The 15,148-nt window shown below is 58.4% G+C and carries 15 protein-coding genes; all 15 read left to right on the forward strand.

Annotated elements, in window-relative coordinates:
• Positions 1–4: 4 nt before the first annotated feature.
• The 15 genes from priA to J2S20_RS05960 all read left to right on the forward strand — a co-directional run bounded on the left by priA (position 5) and on the right by J2S20_RS05960 (position 14,962).
• A complete protein-coding gene (gene priA, locus J2S20_RS05890; protein ID WP_307254165.1) occupies positions 5–2,014 on the forward strand; it encodes a replication restart helicase PriA in 2,010 nt (669 codons plus the stop codon).
• A 51-nt stretch (positions 2,015–2,065) separates the two neighbouring features.
• Positions 2,066–2,563 (forward strand): peptide deformylase, encoded by a 498-nt coding sequence (gene def, locus J2S20_RS05895; RefSeq protein ID WP_307254168.1) that lies wholly within the window; start codon positions 2,066–2,068, stop codon positions 2,561–2,563.
• A 10-nt stretch (positions 2,564–2,573) separates the two neighbouring features.
• Positions 2,574–3,521: a methionyl-tRNA formyltransferase gene (gene fmt / locus J2S20_RS05900; RefSeq protein WP_307254171.1), complete on the forward strand. Its 948-nt coding sequence runs from the start codon at positions 2,574–2,576 to the stop codon at positions 3,519–3,521.
• Between the two features lie 70 nt (positions 3,522–3,591).
• Positions 3,592–4,314, forward strand: a complete 723-nt coding sequence (locus J2S20_RS05905) for a zinc metallopeptidase (protein ID WP_106612655.1) — start codon at positions 3,592–3,594, stop codon at positions 4,312–4,314.
• Positions 4,307–5,665 (forward strand): 16S rRNA (cytosine(967)-C(5))-methyltransferase RsmB, encoded by a 1,359-nt coding sequence (gene rsmB / locus J2S20_RS05910; RefSeq protein WP_307254174.1) that lies wholly within the window; start codon positions 4,307–4,309, stop codon positions 5,663–5,665. Before J2S20_RS05905 ends, rsmB begins: the two co-directional genes overlap by 8 nt.
• 5 nt (positions 5,666–5,670) lie before the next feature.
• Entirely contained in the window at positions 5,671–6,741 is a 1,071-nt protein-coding gene (gene rlmN, locus J2S20_RS05915) for a dual-specificity RNA methyltransferase RlmN (protein ID WP_307254177.1), read from the forward strand.
• 69 nt (positions 6,742–6,810) lie between these two features.
• Positions 6,811–7,557: a Stp1/IreP family PP2C-type Ser/Thr phosphatase gene (locus J2S20_RS05920; RefSeq protein ID WP_307254179.1), complete on the forward strand. Its 747-nt coding sequence runs from the start codon at positions 6,811–6,813 to the stop codon at positions 7,555–7,557.
• Positions 7,554–9,653, forward strand: a complete 2,100-nt coding sequence (gene pknB / locus J2S20_RS05925; protein ID WP_307254181.1) for a Stk1 family PASTA domain-containing Ser/Thr kinase — start codon at positions 7,554–7,556, stop codon at positions 9,651–9,653. Before J2S20_RS05920 ends, pknB begins: the two co-directional genes overlap by 4 nt.
• A 3-nt stretch (positions 9,654–9,656) precedes the next feature.
• Positions 9,657–10,532 carry a ribosome small subunit-dependent GTPase A gene (gene rsgA, locus J2S20_RS05930; RefSeq protein ID WP_307254183.1) on the forward strand — a complete coding sequence of 292 codons (876 nt, stop codon included), beginning with the start codon at positions 9,657–9,659 and terminating at the stop codon, positions 10,530–10,532.
• Positions 10,529–11,206, forward strand: coding sequence for a ribulose-phosphate 3-epimerase (gene rpe, locus J2S20_RS05935; protein ID WP_307254185.1), 678 nt, complete (start codon positions 10,529–10,531; stop codon positions 11,204–11,206). Before rsgA ends, rpe begins: the two co-directional genes overlap by 4 nt.
• A gap of 1 nt (position 11,207) precedes the next feature.
• Positions 11,208–11,939 carry a thiamine diphosphokinase gene (locus J2S20_RS05940; protein WP_307254187.1) on the forward strand — a complete coding sequence of 244 codons (732 nt, stop codon included), beginning with the start codon at positions 11,208–11,210 and terminating at the stop codon, positions 11,937–11,939.
• A 3-nt stretch (positions 11,940–11,942) separates the two neighbouring features.
• Positions 11,943–12,443 carry a COG2426 family protein gene (locus tag J2S20_RS05945; protein WP_307254190.1) on the forward strand — a complete coding sequence of 167 codons (501 nt, stop codon included), beginning with the start codon at positions 11,943–11,945 and terminating at the stop codon, positions 12,441–12,443.
• A gap of 115 nt (positions 12,444–12,558) precedes the next feature.
• Complete coding sequence (gene serS, locus J2S20_RS05950) at positions 12,559–13,845, forward strand: serine--tRNA ligase (protein WP_106612646.1); 1,287 nt, start codon at positions 12,559–12,561, stop codon at positions 13,843–13,845.
• Positions 13,842–14,387, forward strand: coding sequence for a chromate transporter (locus J2S20_RS05955; RefSeq protein ID WP_106612645.1), 546 nt, complete (start codon positions 13,842–13,844; stop codon positions 14,385–14,387). Before serS ends, J2S20_RS05955 begins: the two co-directional genes overlap by 4 nt.
• The gene (locus J2S20_RS05960; protein WP_211292249.1) at positions 14,384–14,962 is read left to right on the forward strand and encodes a chromate transporter; all 579 of its coding nucleotides are present in this window, start codon (positions 14,384–14,386) and stop codon (positions 14,960–14,962) included. Before J2S20_RS05955 ends, J2S20_RS05960 begins: the two co-directional genes overlap by 4 nt.
• Positions 14,963–15,148 lie beyond the last annotated feature (186 nt).

The following is a 15,148-nucleotide window of genomic DNA, read 5'->3' on the forward strand; positions in this document are numbered from 1 at the left end:
CAGCTTGAACAGAGTATATGCCTATGCAGATGTAATGATTGGAATCACGCATGAGAGCGTGGATCGTCCCTTCACCTACGCGGTGCCGGAGGCGCTCCGCGCTGTTCTTGTACCCGGAATGCCGGTGAGAGTTCCCTTTGGAAGGGGAAAGGAGCTGAGGACAGGCTATGTGCTCGCGCTTCGGGAGAGCCCGCCGGAGGGGATAAGCCGAATACGGGAGATCGCGGCAGCGGCGGAGCGGACTGTGAGCGCAGAGCAGGATCTTGTGGAGATGGCGCTCTGGATGCACAGACACTACGGCTGCATGCTGAATCAGGCGCTGAAGACGGTGCTTCCGGTGAAGCGGAAGGTGAAGGCAAGGTCAGGGAAGGAGCTTTTTCCGGGGCAGGCAGGGACGGGAAAGCCCTATACACTCACGGAAGAGCAGAGTGCAGCGCTTCACCGCTTCTCGGAGGACAGGGCCGCTGGACGAAGCGGGCGTTACCTGCTCTTTGGCATCACCGGAAGCGGAAAGACAGAGCTCTATATCGCCATGCTCAGAGAGGTGCTTTCGGAGGGGCGTCAGGGAATCCTTCTGCTCCCTGAGATCGCGCTCAGCTTTCAGATTGTGCGGCGCCTCCGGGCTGTCTTCGGGGATCGCGTCGCGATTCTTCATTCCCGGCTCTCTGCGGGGGAGCGCTACGAGCAGTTCCGCAGAGCCGCAGAGGGAGAGGCCGATATCATGGTGGGCCCGCGCTCTGCAGTCTTTGCGCCGCTTAGGCGTCTGGGACTCATTATCATGGATGAGGAGCACGACAGCGCTTACAAGAACGATACGGTGCCGCGCTATGAGACGCGGGACGTTGCGGAGAAGCGAGCGGAGCTCGCGGACTGTCCGCTGGTGCTGGGAAGCGCGACGCCCTCTGTGCAGTCATGGGCAAAGGCGCAGAGCGGGCGCTACACCCTGCTCCGGCTAAGCCGGCGGGCAGTTCCAGGGGCACAGCCTGCTGCAGTTCGCGTGGTGGACCTCCGGCAGGAGCTGAGAGAGGGCAATCGCTCTGTATTCAGTCTCTGTCTACAGGAGCTCATCCGGGACAGACTCTCGCGCAGGGAGCAGACCATACTCTTTATGAACCGGCGCGGCTACTCAAACTTTGTGTCCTGCCGTTCCTGCGGAAATGCCATACGCTGCCCGCACTGTGACGTCACGCTGACCCTGCACGAGGGGGAGCGTCTGGTGTGTCACTACTGCGGTTATACAATTGCGCTGCCCGGACGCTGCCCGGACTGCGGATCGCCCTATCTGGCAGGCTTCGGAACGGGGACACAGAAGCTGGAGGGAATTACGAAGAAGCTCTTTCCGGCGGCGCGTGTGCTCCGCATGGATGCCGATGCGGCCTCCGGAAAGCACGCAGGAAGAGATATACTCTCAGCTTTTGCGGCGGGAGAGGCCGATATTCTCATCGGAACGCAGATGGTGGTGAAGGGGCACGATTTTCCGAATGTGACGCTGGTCGGCATCATGGCGGCAGATACGGAGCTCTATCTCAGCAGCTATGACAGCGCGGAGCGAAGCTTTCAGCTCCTGGTGCAGGCGGCTGGCAGAGCGGGAAGAGGCGCGCGGCCGGGAGCCGTGGTGATACAGACCTATCGCCCGGATCACTACGCAGTGCGGACAGCCGCGGCACAGGACTACGAGAGCTTTGTCCAGGAGGAGCTTGCCTACCGGGAGGCGGGGGGGTATCCTCCGCTGTGTTCGATTCTCACGGTGCAGCTTGCGTCAAAGGATGAGCTTCTTCTGCGGCGCGCGGCGGAGCTCTTTACAGCCATCTGCCGCCGGGAGGCGGCGGAGCGGCGGGCGGTATTCATAGGCCCGGTCAACGCCTCCGTATATAAAGTTCACGATTACTTCAGAAAATTAATCTATATGAAACACAGCTCCTATGATATACTGTTAGACATTAAAAATGCGGCGGAGCCCGCATTCCGCGCGGCTTTCCCGGGTGGAATCTCGCTTCTCTACGACTTCTCCTGAACGCGTCAGGAGTACAGCCTCAGGCCGCGGATTTGGGAAGAAGGGGAGAAAATGGCACTCAGAACGATAAGGGAAATCGGAGATCCGATCCTAAATAAAAGGGCGAAGGAGGTGCGGGAGATCACAGACCGCACAAGGGCGCTGATCGGAGATATGTACGATACCATGCGGAATGCAAATGGCGTGGGACTCGCGGCGCCGCAGATCGGCATTCTGAAGCGCATTGTGGTGATTGAGGTGGAGGAGGGACAGCCCTATACGCTCATCAATCCGGAGATCATCGAGAGCGACGGGGAGCAGACCGGCTATGAGGGCTGTCTCAGTGTGCCGGGTAAGACCGGAATCGTGACGAGACCAAACCACGTGATCTGCAGGGCGCTGAATGAAAATATGGAGCCTGTTGAGATCGAGGCGGAGGAGCTGCTCGCGCGCTGCATCTGTCATGAGCTGGATCATCTGGATGGACATCTCTATCCGGAGCTTGCATCCGAGATGATGAGCAATGAAGAGCTTGAGGAGCGTGAGCGTCTCGCCGCCGAGGAAGGCTGAGGGGGCGGCAATGAAGATTATTTATATGGGAACTCCGGATTTTGCGGTCGCACCGCTGCGTGCGCTGATCGGCGCAGGGCATGAGCTGCTCTGTGTATTGACGCAGGGAGATAAGCCGCGCGGCCGGGGGCAGGCGCTCCATATGCCGCCGGTGAAGGAGGCTGCGCTGGAAGCAGGCATTCCGGTGCTGCAGCCGGAAAATATGCGTGATCCGGCGCTCCTTGAGACACTCCGGGGCTACGGCGCAGAGCTCTTTGTTGTCGCGGCCTTCGGGCGCATGCTTCCAAAGGAGTTGCTCACGCTGCCGCGCTACGGCTGTGTGAATATTCACGCCTCGCTTCTTCCGGATTACCGCGGCGCCGCTCCGATCCAGTGGGCGGTGATTGACGGCAGAAAAGAGAGCGGCATTACCACGATGCAGATGAATGAGGGACTCGATACAGGGGATATACTCCGGCAGTACCGCCTTACTCTCACAGAGGATGAGACCGGGGGCTCGCTCTTTGACCGCCTGACTGCACTCGGTGCGGAGGCGATACTGGACACCGTGCGCGGTCTTGAGGAGGGGAGCATCATCCCGCGCCCGCAGGGAGAGCCCGGGACAGCCTATGCCGCCATGCTCACAAAGGGGATGGGAAATATAGACTGGAGCCGTCCGGCCGCGGAGCTTGAGCGCCGCGTGCGGGGGCTGAGCCCGTGGCCCGGCTGTTACAGCTTCTTAAACGGCAGGATGATCAAGCTCTGGAAGACGCGGGTCATGCCGTCCGACGGGCGGGAGAGTGCAGAGCCGGGAACGGTGTGCGCTGCGGATGATGGGGGGCTCATTGTGCAGACCGGAGAGGGGCGCCTGATCATTGATGAACTTCAGCCGGAGGGGAAGAAGCGCATGGAGAGCAGCGCATATTTAAGAGGTGCGAAGCTCAGGGAAGGAATGCATTTTCAGAGCAGTCGCAGCTGATTGAGCAGAGAAAGAGGCGGCGGGATCGTCCTTACGACGGCGGTCGCTTAAAGAAGGAGGTGTCTGCCCTATGTATGGCTATGGTTACTACGGACTTGACTGGACTTATATTCTGGTGTTGATCGGCATCGGAATCACCATGCTCGCATCCGCGAGGATGAACAGCAGCTTTACGAAGTACGCGCAAATACGCAGCAGCTCCGGCCTCACGGGAAGAGAGGTCGCAGAGCGCATCCTGGCCGCCAACGGCATCTATGATGTCGCCGTGCAGCCAGTTCCCGGACAGCTCACGGATCACTATGATCCGTCGAAGAAGATTGTGAGGCTCTCGGAGTCTATTTACAGCTCAACCAGTGTTGCGGCGATCGGTGTCGCGGCTCATGAGTGCGGCCATGCGATTCAGGACAACCGGAGCTACTTTCCGCTGCGCTTTCGCTCCGCCTTTGTGCCGCTGGCGAATCTCGGTTCCCGATTAAGCTGGCCCATGATCCTGATCGGTCTGCTGCTCGCACAGAGCGGGGCTTATCTGGGTTACAATCTGATGTCCTGGGGGATACTCCTCTTCAGTCTGGCTGTGATCTTTCAGCTGATCACGCTGCCTGTGGAATTTGATGCGAGCCGCCGCGCGCTGATACAGCTCAGTGAGACGGGCATACTCCCGGCAGGGGAGAAGCGGCAGGCGCGTGAGGTTCTGACTGCGGCTGCGCTGACCTATGTGGCTGCTGCCGCGGCATCGCTTCTGCAGCTCATGAGACTTTTGATTCTGTTCGGAGGAAGAAGACGCCGTGACTGAAGTAAGTGCCCGTTCCGTTGCTCTGGACTGTCTCATGGCGGTCACGGAGGAAGGTCAGTTTTCTCACACGGTCTTAAACAGCGCCCGGGAGAAGTATGCCTGGATGGCGCCGGAGGACCGTGCTTTTTTTGGACGTCTGGTGCATGGAAGTCTGGAGCGTCTCATACAGCTTGACTGGGCTCTGGATCATTGTTCCAGCGTGAAGACAAAAAAGATGAAGCCGGTGATACGAAACATCCTGCGGCTCTCCGTCTATCAGCTTCTCTTTCTCGATCGGGTTCCGGCACATGCCGTGACCAACGAGGCTGTGCGGCTCACGGAGAAGCGCGGTCTGCGCGGTCTGAAGGGCTTTGTGAACGCCGTGCTGCGCCGCATTGCGCAGGAGCGGGAGAGCCTTCTCGCGGCGCTTTCAGGGCATGCGGAGCTGGGGCTTCGCCGGGCCTGTCCGGCCTGGATTGCCGCACGGCTTGAGGGGCAGTACGGAAGCGCTCTCGCGGAGCAGATCCTGACGGCTTTTCTTGCGCCCCGCGGGCTTTCTGTCCATGTGAACCGAACGGCACTCGAAAAGGACGGTGTGCAGTTTCCGGAGAAAGGACGGGAGAAGCTCTGGAAGCGCTCGGCCTGCTGCCCGGATATCTACAGTACGGAGGCAGCAGAGGGGGCGGCAGCGCTCTCTTATATCGAAAGCGGAGTCGTCTTTGTGCAGGATCTGAGCTCGGCGCTCGCCGTGATGGCAGCAGCCCCCGCAGCGGGGGAGCGTGTGATAGATCTCTGCGCCGCACCGGGAGGAAAGTCCCTTGCAGCTGCGGATCTCATGCGAGGCGCAGGGGAGATACGCAGCTTTGATATCTCGGAGCGGAAGCTTGCCCTCGTGCGGGAGAATGCGGCGCGCTGCGGCTTTGCGGGGATCATACACCCGGAGCTATGGGATGCGGAAGCGCTTAAGCCTGAGCTTGTCGGAGAGGCAGATCTCGTGATCGCGGATCTTCCCTGCTCGGGGCTCGGCGTGCTCGGCGGCAAGCCGGATATCAAGCTGCGGCTGAAGGAAGAGAGCATCGCAGAGCTGGCAGCGCTTCAGAGACGCTTTCTTAAGAATGCTGTGGCCTATGTAAAGCCGGGCGGGCGTCTGCTCTTTTCCACCTGTACCATTACGGAGGAGGAAAATCAGGAGAACAGACGCTGGCTGCTGGCGGAGTATCCGGAGCTTGGCCCCGTTGATCTGCGGGACAGACTGGCTGCTCTCAAGGGCATTCCGGGGGCTGATACTCTCGCGGAGGGCTGGATGCAGCTGCTGCCGGGAGCATTACCCTGTGACGGCTTTTTCTTTTCTGTATTTCAAAAAGCAAGGTGAAGGAAATGAAGGATTTGCGTTCCATGTCCCCGGAGGAGCTGGGGGAGTACGTGAGGAGTCTGGGAGAGCCCGCCTTTCGCGGAAAACAGCTCTATGAGTGGCTGCATAAGAAAAAAGCGGCTTCGCTCGATGAGATGAGCAATCTTCCGAGGAGTCTCCGGGAGAAGTTTGCTGCAGCGCAGCTGTTCTACAGCCTGAAGCCTGTGACGGTGCAGGAATCAGAGCTTGACGGCACAAGAAAATATCTCTTTGAGCTTCGCGACGGAAACTGCATCGAGAGCGTATTCATGCGCTATCATCACGGAAACAGCGTATGCATCAGCTCTCAGGTCGGCTGTCGCATGGGCTGTCGCTTCTGCGCATCCACAGTGGACGGGCTGGAGCGGAACCTGAGCGCCGGGGAGATGCTGGATCAGATCTACCGCATCGAGGCAGATACCGGGGAGAGGGTCTCCAACATTGTTGTGATGGGCTCCGGAGAGCCGATGGACAATTACGACAATCTGATCCGCTTTCTTCACATGGTGAGTGATGAGCGGGGGCTGAACATCAGCCAGAGAAATATCACAGTATCCACCTGCGGCATAGTCCCCGGAATACGGAAATTTGCCGAAGAGGGGCTGCAGGTCACGCTGGCTCTCTCACTGCACGCGGCGGAGGATGCGACGCGGCGCTCTCTGATGCCGATCGCGAATCGCTACAGCATCGCAGAGGTGCTGGATGCCTGCAGGTACTATTTTGAGAAGACGGGGCGGCGGGTGAGCTATGAGTACAGTCTCGTCTCGGGTGTGAATGATACGGAGGCAGAGGCGGAGAAGCTCATACGTCTGCTTCGTGGAAGAAGGGGGCATGTGAACCTGATTCCGGTGAATCCCGTGGTGGAGAGAAGCTGGCGGGAGTCTGCGCCGGAGGCGGTTCTGCGCTTCAAGAAGCTTCTTGAAAAGAGCGGGATAAATGTTACTATTAGAAGAGAAATGGGACGGGATATCGACGGAGCCTGCGGGCAGCTGCGCCGCCGCTACAGAGTAGAGACGGAGAAAAAAACAGAGGGAGCCCCTGGCACAGAAGGGCTGTGAATCCCGGGACTGAGGGAGGATGCCCGAAGAGGTCGGCCCGGCACAGCTACAGAGACAGAGGATGCGAGAATGAGAGCAGCAGCACTGACGGACACAGGATTGGTCCGGGAATCAAATCAGGATACGGTATTCAGCAGCACAGCGCCCGTGGGCGCGCTGCCGAATCTTTTTATAGTGGCAGACGGAATGGGCGGACATCAGGCAGGGGACTACTGCTCCAGAATGCTGGTGGACCGTCTGGTAGCCGCGCTGCAGAGCGGAGAGGAGACGGTTCCTCTGAGGGCGCTGCGGCAGGCCATTGGGGAGACCAATCTGAGTCTCTTCCGCGAGGCGGAGGAGAGGGAAGAGCTCTCCGGCATGGGCAGCACGCTTGTCGCTGCCTTTACGGAGGAGGAGACCGCCTGTGTCTTCAACATCGGGGACAGCCGTCTCTATGCCGTGGAGGAGGGCGGCGCGCTGCGCCAGGTGACGCGGGATCACTCCTATGTGGAGGAGATGGTCAGCGCGGGGAAGCTGGAGCGCGGGAGTGAGCAGTACTATCAGAATAAAAATATCATTACCAGGGCTGTCGGGATCGCAGAGAGCGCGGATGCAGATGTATTTGAGCTGCCACTCACGGGCTGTAGTGCCCTGCTGCTCTGCACGGACGGGCTCACCAATATGGTGACGGACGCGGAGATCGCAGAGCTGCTCCGGAAGCATCAGGAGCCGGAGGACGCTGTGCGCGCGCTGATTCACGCAGCAAATACCGCGGGAGGCAGAGACAATATTTCTGCTGTGCTGGTCCAGCTTGCGGGAGAGGAGGCGAGACGATGACACTCAGACCGGGCGTGTATCTGCAGAATCGCTATGAGATTCTGGATCTCATTGGCAGCGGCGGAATGTCAGAGGTATACCGTGCGCACTGCCATAAGCTGAACCGCGATGTCGCGATCAAGCTGCTGAAGAAGGAATTCTGTTCGGATGAGGAATTTGTGCGGAAATTTAAGTACGAGGCACAGGCCGCCGCAGCCCTGAACCATCCGAATATTGTGAATATTTATGATGTTGTGGATGAGGAGGAGCTCCACTACATTGTGATGGAGCTTGTGGACGGGATCACTTTGAAGGAGTATATCCTTCAGAAAGGAAAGCTCGGTATTTCAGAGGCCGTCGGCATTGCGACGCAGGTCGCACGGGGCATCGGCGCGGCGCATGAGAGAAGAATCATCCACCGCGATGTGAAGCCTCAGAACATGATACTGTCAAGGGATGGCAAGGTAAAGGTTGCAGATTTCGGCATCGCCCGGGCAGTGAGTTCCCAGACGGTCAGTTCCCAGGCCATGGGCTCCGTGCACTATATCTCTCCGGAGCAGGCAAAGGGCGAGTTCACGGATGAGAGAAGTGATATCTACTCTCTGGGCGTCACGCTCTATGAGATGCTCACGGGACGGCTGCCCTTTCAGGGGGATACCGCAGTTTCGGTGGCGCTCTCGCATATAGAGGAGACCATGACACCTCCCAGTGTATACAATCCGGACATTCCAGCGGGGCTTGAGAAGATCATCCTGAAGTGCTGCGCCAAGGATCCGGAGGCGCGCTACCAGAATGTGGATGCGCTGATCGCAGACATGAAGGCGGTGCAGGAGCGTCCGGATGAGCTTCCGCCGGGCACGGCGTCTGAAGCTGCAAGTGATGGCAGCACCAGAATGCTCAGCAAACAGGAAATGGCGGAGATACGCTCAGTGGCTGGAAGAAAGAGCAGAAAGGCGGAGCCCGCAAAGCAGACATCTGAGGAGGAGAGCGAGGACGCAGGGCTGAACCGTATGCTGAAGACGGTCGGTATGATTCTTGCGGTGGCAGTTGCAGTGGCTGCACTCTCTATGCTGGCGGTTTTCTCCGGTGTCTTCCGGAAGCACGCTCCGCAGAGCGGCGCCGCAGTGGCGCAGGAGACGGAAGAGCAGGGGCAGGAGAGCTACATGCCCTATATCATAGGACTCTCTCAGCAGGAGGCAGAGAGGAAGCTCGCGGAGAGCGGCCTTTTACTCACTGTGACAAAGCGGGAGCACTCGGAGCAGTTTGCAAAGGATCTCGTCATGGAGCAGAAGCCGGAGGCAGGAGAAAAGCTTCAGAAGAACGCAAAGGCCGAGGTCACACTGAGCCTCGGAAGTGCGGAGACAGAGCTTGCAGAGCTGAAGCTCACAGAGCTGAATGAGAGCGAGGCAGAGTCCGCACTGAGGGATGCGGGCTTTGAAGTGCAGATTGTGGATGAACACAGTGAGACCGTCCCGGAGGGGAAGGTGATTGACTACAGCCCGCTTCGCGCGAAGGAGGGGGATGTGGTTACCCTCAAGGTGAGCCTCGGCAGGGAGCTTAAGGATGCCGTCGTGCCGAATCTCATCGGAGACAGGGAGGATCAGGCGAGGCAGAAGCTTTTAAAGGCAGGGCTGCAGCCGGGTACAGTGAGTCAGGTGCACAGTACCACGGTCGCAGAGGGCATCATTATCTCTCAGGGCATTGACGCGGGAAGCATTGTGCTCGGCGAGAGCGCAGTGGATTATGTCGTGAGCAGCGGCCCTTCGGATGATGACGGCTCTGTGCCAATCTACAGCGTGGAGCCGATCAGCGGAGATTCGAACTCACGCTATGTGGCCTCAATCAACAATACCTATGAGCTCTCAAATCTGATCGGACCGGGCGCTTCCAGTTCCAGTGTGACCGTGATGATACGGCTTCGACAGGAAGTGGGCGGGCAGAGCGTCTATCAGACTCTGATGGAGCCGCGCACTGTGACGGCGGATACCATTATGCCCGTGCGCTTCAAGGCAATTGAGGGCGTGTACGGCGTGGATACAGGCTACGTGGAGATTTTGCAGACGGATACAGGCACAGTGCTTCAGAGCTATGAAGTGCAGTTTTTCAAGGTGCAGTGAGCGATGCAGGGTAAAATCATCAAGGGAATCGCAGGCTTCTATGTGGTGGAGAGCAGCGGGAGGCGCTGTATGTGTAAGGCGCGGGGGGCCTTCCGGAAGGCGGGCTTAAAGCCGCTGGTGGGCGATCTTGTCCGTGTGGAGGAGGCGCAGACTGAGAAGAGTGAGGGTAGCATCGAGGAGATCTACCCCAGAAAAAATGTTCTGATACGGCCCGCGGTCAGCAATGTGGATCAGGCACTGGTTGTGCTGGCGCTGCGACAGCCCGATCCGCAGCTTTACCTGCTGGATGAGTATCTGCTCACCATGGAGCGGCAGCATATCCCGGCGGCGATACTCTGGAATAAAGCGGATCTGGACACAGAGAATGCGCTCGAAAGCTATGCGGAGATCTATCATAAGGCGGGCTATCCGGTCCTCTCTCTCAGCACGCGGACCGGTGAGGGGATGGAGGCGCTGCGGGACTGGCTCCGCGGCAGGACTACGGTGCTCGCGGGTCCCTCCGGTGTCGGCAAGTCCTCGCTCACGAATCTGCTCTGTCCCGATGCGGCGATGGAGACAGGAGAGATCAGCCGGAAGATATCCCGCGGAAAGCAGACCACAAGGCACACGGAGCTCTTTCCCATGGGGGAGGACAGCTATCTTCTGGACACACCGGGTTTCACCAGCGTGTGGGTGGAGGCGGAGGCAGACGAGCTGAGGGAGCTTTTTCCCGAGATATGGAGATGGGAGGGCAGCTGCCGCTTTACGGGCTGCCGTCATCTCTCCGAGCCGGACTGCGCAGTGAAGCGCGCGGTGGAGACCGGGGAGATCTCACAGAGCCGCTATCAGAGCTATGAGAGGCTTATGAAGGAAATTTCCGAGAGGAGAAGATACGGATGAACTATATTTTATCACCCTCCCTCCTGTCCGCGGATTTTACGCGGCTGGGAGAGGAGATACATTTGCTGGAGCAGTGCGGCATAAAAAATCTTCACTACGACGTGATGGACGGCGACTTTGTGCCGAGTATTTCCTTTGGAATGCCGGTGCTGAAGTCCATACGGCGCTTCACGGAGCTCACGCTGGACGCACATCTCATGGTGACGGAGCCGGACCGCTATGTGGACGATTTCCGGGCTGCGGGCGCAGATATTATTACTGTGCACGCGGAGGCCTGTCGTCACCTGGACCGAACCATCACGCACATAAAGCAGAGTGGAGCCAAAGCCGCAGTTGCGCTGAATCCGGCGACTCCTCTGCAGGCGGTGGAGGAGCTGCTGCCGGAGCTCTCGATGGTGCTCATCATGTCGGTAAACCCGGGCTTTGGCGGACAGAGGTATATCCCTTACTGTACGGATAAGATACGGCGTCTTCGCGCCATGGCGGAGCGGAGGAATCCTGAGCTCTCCATCCAGGTGGACGGCGGGATCAACACAGATACGCTGCTGCCGGTGCTGCGTGCCGGTGCAGACAATATTGTCGCGGGCTCTGCAGTGTTCAACGGAGATATCGCGGGTAATGTCGCTGCACTGCAGGAAATTCTCCGTGTATATGAAGGGGAGAAAGCGCGCTGAAATGGCGGAACAAATGGCAAAAAAGGGGATTATCATCGCGGGCGGCTCACTGACGCCCGCCTTTGCTGAAAAAATACTTGCGGAGGAGGAACGCCGGGGAACCGGAGCGCTCTGCCTCGCAGCCGCGGACGCAGGGCTGGAGATACTGGACGCCATCGGAAGAATCCCTTCTCTGCTTGTCGGGGATCTTGACTCCCTGCGGCCGGAGCTCCTTGACCGCTATGAGAATCGAAAAGAGCTTGAACTGCTGCGCCACAACCCTGTGAAGGATGCGTCAGATCTGGAGCTTTGTATCGAGGTAATGGCAGCGCGGGGGGTGCGGGAGCTCACTGTGCTGGGAGCGCTCGGCGGAAGAGCAGATCATCTGCTTGCGAACATACGGCTCTGCTACAGCGCAGCGTTGCAAAACATTTCCCTCGTTCTTCTGGATCCCCTGAACCGGATACGCTGCGTGGTGCCGGGAGAGAGCGGAGAGGCGGTACTTAAGATACGGCGGGCGGAGCAGTGGGGACGCTATATTGGTCTGCTGCCGGTTGGCGGCAGCGTCGAGGGGTTGACGCTCATGGGCTTTCGCTACCCGCTTGAGCACTTTACGCTGAGCTATGAGACTTCGCCCTCGCGCACCATCAGCAATGAGCTGGCGGAGGAGGAGGGCATCATTCGTTTTCAGAGCAGGGAGCGGAGCGGCCTTCTGGTGATGGAGACAGGGGACAGAGAAGAGAGGGAAGTATAGAAGATGGAAGCAATTGCGGGCTGGTTTGCGGCGACGCTCGGAGAGAGGCTCTCTCCGGAGGCGGTCGTCTTTATCGTATCTCTGTTTCCAATCCTGGAGTGCAGGGGCGGACTTCTGGTTGCCTCGCTCCTCAATGTGGATATGTGGCGGGCCATTCCGCTCGCGGTGCTGGGGAATCTCCTGCCCATGCCCCTGCTTCTGCTTTTTTTAAAGCGGGTGTTTGCTCTTATGAAGCGAATTTCGCTCCTTCGTCCTCTCGTAGAGCGGCTGGAGCGCCGGGCGGCGCATAAGTCTGAGGCACTCGCACGGGGGGAATTTCTGGGTCTGCTGCTGTTTGTCGGCATTCCGCTTCCAGGTACCGGCGGATGGACAGGAGTCATGATCGCGAGCCTCATGGAGATGAAGCAGAGAAAGGCGCTGGCGGCGATTCTTCTGGGGGTGCTGCTGGCGACGGTGATTATGGCGATCGTGTCCTACGGCTTTCTGGGACTGCTTATCCGGTAGCTGCGCCGCTTCCGAACGCCGCGCTGTCGCTTGAACTGCAGGGCATTTCGTTGTACAATGGCAGACAAATCGCGATGCCGTAGCGGGCATATGAAGAATGAGTTGGAGGAAGAGCATGATTGATATCAGATTTCTGAGAGAGAATCCGGAGGCAGTCAAGGAGAATCTCCGCAAGAAATTTCAGGACGAAAAGCAGCCTCTTGTGGACGAGGTGATCGCCCTCGATGAGGAGAGCAGAAGGACGCAGGCGGAGGCGGACGAGCTCCGCGCAAAGAAGAACCGCATCTCCAAGCAGATCGGCGCCCTGATGGGACAGGGAAAGAAGGAGGAGGCAGAGGAGGTAAAGCGCGAAGTCGCCGCACTGAATGCCCGTCTCTCCGAGCTGGAGCCGAAGGAGGCTGAGATCACGGAAAAGATCCGCAGCATCATGATGGTGATTCCGCAGATGATCGATGCCTCTGTGCCGATCGGCAGGGACGATTCCTGCAATGTGGAGATCCAGAAGTACGGGGAGCCGGTCGTTCCGGAATATGAAATTCCCTATCACACGGAGATCATGGAGCGCTTTTCGGGAATTGATCTCGACGCTGCGCACAAGGTCGCAGGCAACGGTTTCTACTATCTGATGGGAGATATCGCGAGACTTCACTCCGCTGTGCTCGCCTACGCGAGAGATTTCATGATAGACCGCGGCTTCACCTATGTGATTCCGCCCTATATGATTCACTCCAACGTCGTGACCGGTGTCATGAGCTTCCCGGAGATGGAGGCCATGATGTACAAGATCGAGGGAGAGGATCTGTACCTCATTGGAACCAGCGAGCACTCCATGATAGGGCGCTTCATCGATACGCTGAACGAGGAGGCGAAGCTTCCCTACACCCTGACCTCCTACTCCCCATGCTTCCGAAAGGAGAAGGGGGCGCATGGTCTGGAGGAGCGCGGCGTGTACCGCATTCATCAGTTTGAAAAGCAGGAGATGATCGTGATCTGCCGCCCGGAGGATTCCATGGCGTGGTACGATAAGCTCTGGCAGAACACTGTGGATCTGTTCCGCTCTCTGGATATCCCGGTCCGCACGCTGGAGTGCTGCTCCGGAGACCTCGCAGATCTGAAGGTGAAGTCCTGTGATGTTGAGGCGTGGAGCCCGCGGCAGAAAAAATACTTTGAGGTGGGCAGCTGCTCCAATCTCGGCGATGCACAGGCGAGAAGACTGCGTATCCGCGTGAAGGGGGAGGACGGGAAAAAGTATCTCGCACACACCCTGAACAACACGGTGGTCGCGCCGCCGCGCATGCTGATCGCTTTTCTTGAGAACAATCTTCAGGAGGACGGAAGCGTCCGCATCCCGGAGGTTCTGCGCCCCTACATGGGAGGAAAGAGCGAGCTCCGGGCTGAATGAGTGAATTACTGGATATGTTTCTTACCTTCGCGCGCATCGGCGGACTGACCTTTGGCGGCGGATACGCCATGCTCCCGATGCTTCAGAAGGAGGTGGTGGAGAACCGCCACTGGGCGACAGAGGATGAGCTGATGGACTACTACGCGGTGGGGCAGTGCACGCCGGGTGTGATTGCCGTGAATACCGCAACCTTTGTGGGGTATAAAAGGCGGGGGATTCCCGGCGGCATTGCGGCGACCCTCGGCGTGGTGTTTCCGTCGCTTGTTATCATCACTCTCATTGCGGCCTTCATCCGGAATTTTGCGGAGCTTTCCGTTGTGAAGGATGCCTTTGCGGGCATCCGCGTCGGGGTCTTTGTGCTGATTCTGCTCTCGGTATCAAAGCTCTACCGGAAGGGCGTGGTGGATATGAGCACACGCGTCATTTTCTCCGTTGTCTTTTTTGGCTCTGTCTTCTATGGTATCTCCCCCGTGATATTTGTGCTGCTCTCGGCGGCAGCAGGTATCTACCTGAGTCTCAGGGCGGGAGGTAAGAAGGGATGATGCTGTATCTGAGATTGTTCTTTGAGTTTTTTAAGGCGGGTCTCTTTGCGGTCGGCGGCGGCCTGGCGACGCTCCCATTTCTCTATAATATTTCGGACGCGACCGGCTGGTACACGCACATGGATCTCGCGGATATGGTGGCGGTCTCCGAGTCCACGCCCGGTCCGATGGGCGTCAATATGGCGACCTACGTGGGCTTTACGACAGGAGGGGGACCCGGGGCAGTGACAGCGACGCTGGGACTCATCACGCCCTCCGTGATCGTAATCATCATCGTGGCGCAGTTTTTGAAGCGCTTCTCGGAGAATCGCTATGTGAAGGGAGTCTTCTACGGCCTGCGCCCCGCCTCGGTGGGACTCATCGCAGCGGCCTGCTTCTTGGTGGGAAAGCTCGCACTTCTGGACGTCGAGGCATATAAAAAGACGCTCTCGCTTCTCTCACTCATTCACTGGAAGGCGGTATTGCTGGCAGCATTGCTCTATGTCGCCATGAAAAAGATCCAGCTGCACCCCATTTTCTTCCTTGCTGCCTCCGCGGTGATTGGAGTGGTCTTTCATTTTGCGACAGGCCAGTGAGGCCTGACAGCCGCCTCCGAACGATATTATTTCGTTCGGGGCGGCTATATTACTGTGTGTGCGTCATTCAGAAAGCCCTTGTTTCAGTTCGCACAGAATGTTAAAATGAGTTCAATGCTCCGAGAGAGCGCTTGTTCCGACAGACAACATGTGCAGCGCGAGAGCGCCTGACGCCCCGCGCAAATT

Source organism: Moryella indoligenes, assembly GCF_030812885.1.
Taxonomy (GTDB): Bacteria; Bacillota; Clostridia; order Lachnospirales; family Lachnospiraceae; genus Moryella; species Moryella indoligenes.

Bases quoted from the DNA above. Each gene is read 5' to 3' on its own strand.
- def (WP_307254168.1), top strand. From the start codon at position 2,066: ATGGCACTCAGAACGATAAGGGAAATCGGAGATCCGATCCTAAATAAA.
- J2S20_RS05905 (WP_106612655.1), top strand. From the start codon at position 3,592: ATGTATGGCTATGGTTACTACGGACTTGACTGGACTTATATTCTGGTG.
- J2S20_RS05940 (WP_307254187.1), top strand. From the start codon at position 11,208: ATGGCGGAACAAATGGCAAAAAAGGGGATTATCATCGCGGGCGGCTCA.
- J2S20_RS05920 (WP_307254179.1), top strand. From the start codon at position 6,811: ATGAGAGCAGCAGCACTGACGGACACAGGATTGGTCCGGGAATCAAAT.
- rpe (WP_307254185.1), top strand. From the start codon at position 10,529: ATGAACTATATTTTATCACCCTCCCTCCTGTCCGCGGATTTTACGCGG.
- serS (WP_106612646.1), top strand. From the start codon at position 12,559: ATGATTGATATCAGATTTCTGAGAGAGAATCCGGAGGCAGTCAAGGAG.
- rlmN (WP_307254177.1), top strand. From the start codon at position 5,671: ATGAAGGATTTGCGTTCCATGTCCCCGGAGGAGCTGGGGGAGTACGTG.
- J2S20_RS05955 (WP_106612645.1), top strand. From the start codon at position 13,842: ATGAGTGAATTACTGGATATGTTTCTTACCTTCGCGCGCATCGGCGGA.
- fmt (WP_307254171.1), top strand. From the start codon at position 2,574: ATGAAGATTATTTATATGGGAACTCCGGATTTTGCGGTCGCACCGCTG.
- J2S20_RS05945 (WP_307254190.1), top strand. From the start codon at position 11,943: ATGGAAGCAATTGCGGGCTGGTTTGCGGCGACGCTCGGAGAGAGGCTC.
- rsgA (WP_307254183.1), top strand. From the start codon at position 9,657: ATGCAGGGTAAAATCATCAAGGGAATCGCAGGCTTCTATGTGGTGGAG.
- J2S20_RS05960 (WP_211292249.1), top strand. From the start codon at position 14,384: ATGATGCTGTATCTGAGATTGTTCTTTGAGTTTTTTAAGGCGGGTCTC.
- pknB (WP_307254181.1), top strand. From the start codon at position 7,554: ATGACACTCAGACCGGGCGTGTATCTGCAGAATCGCTATGAGATTCTG.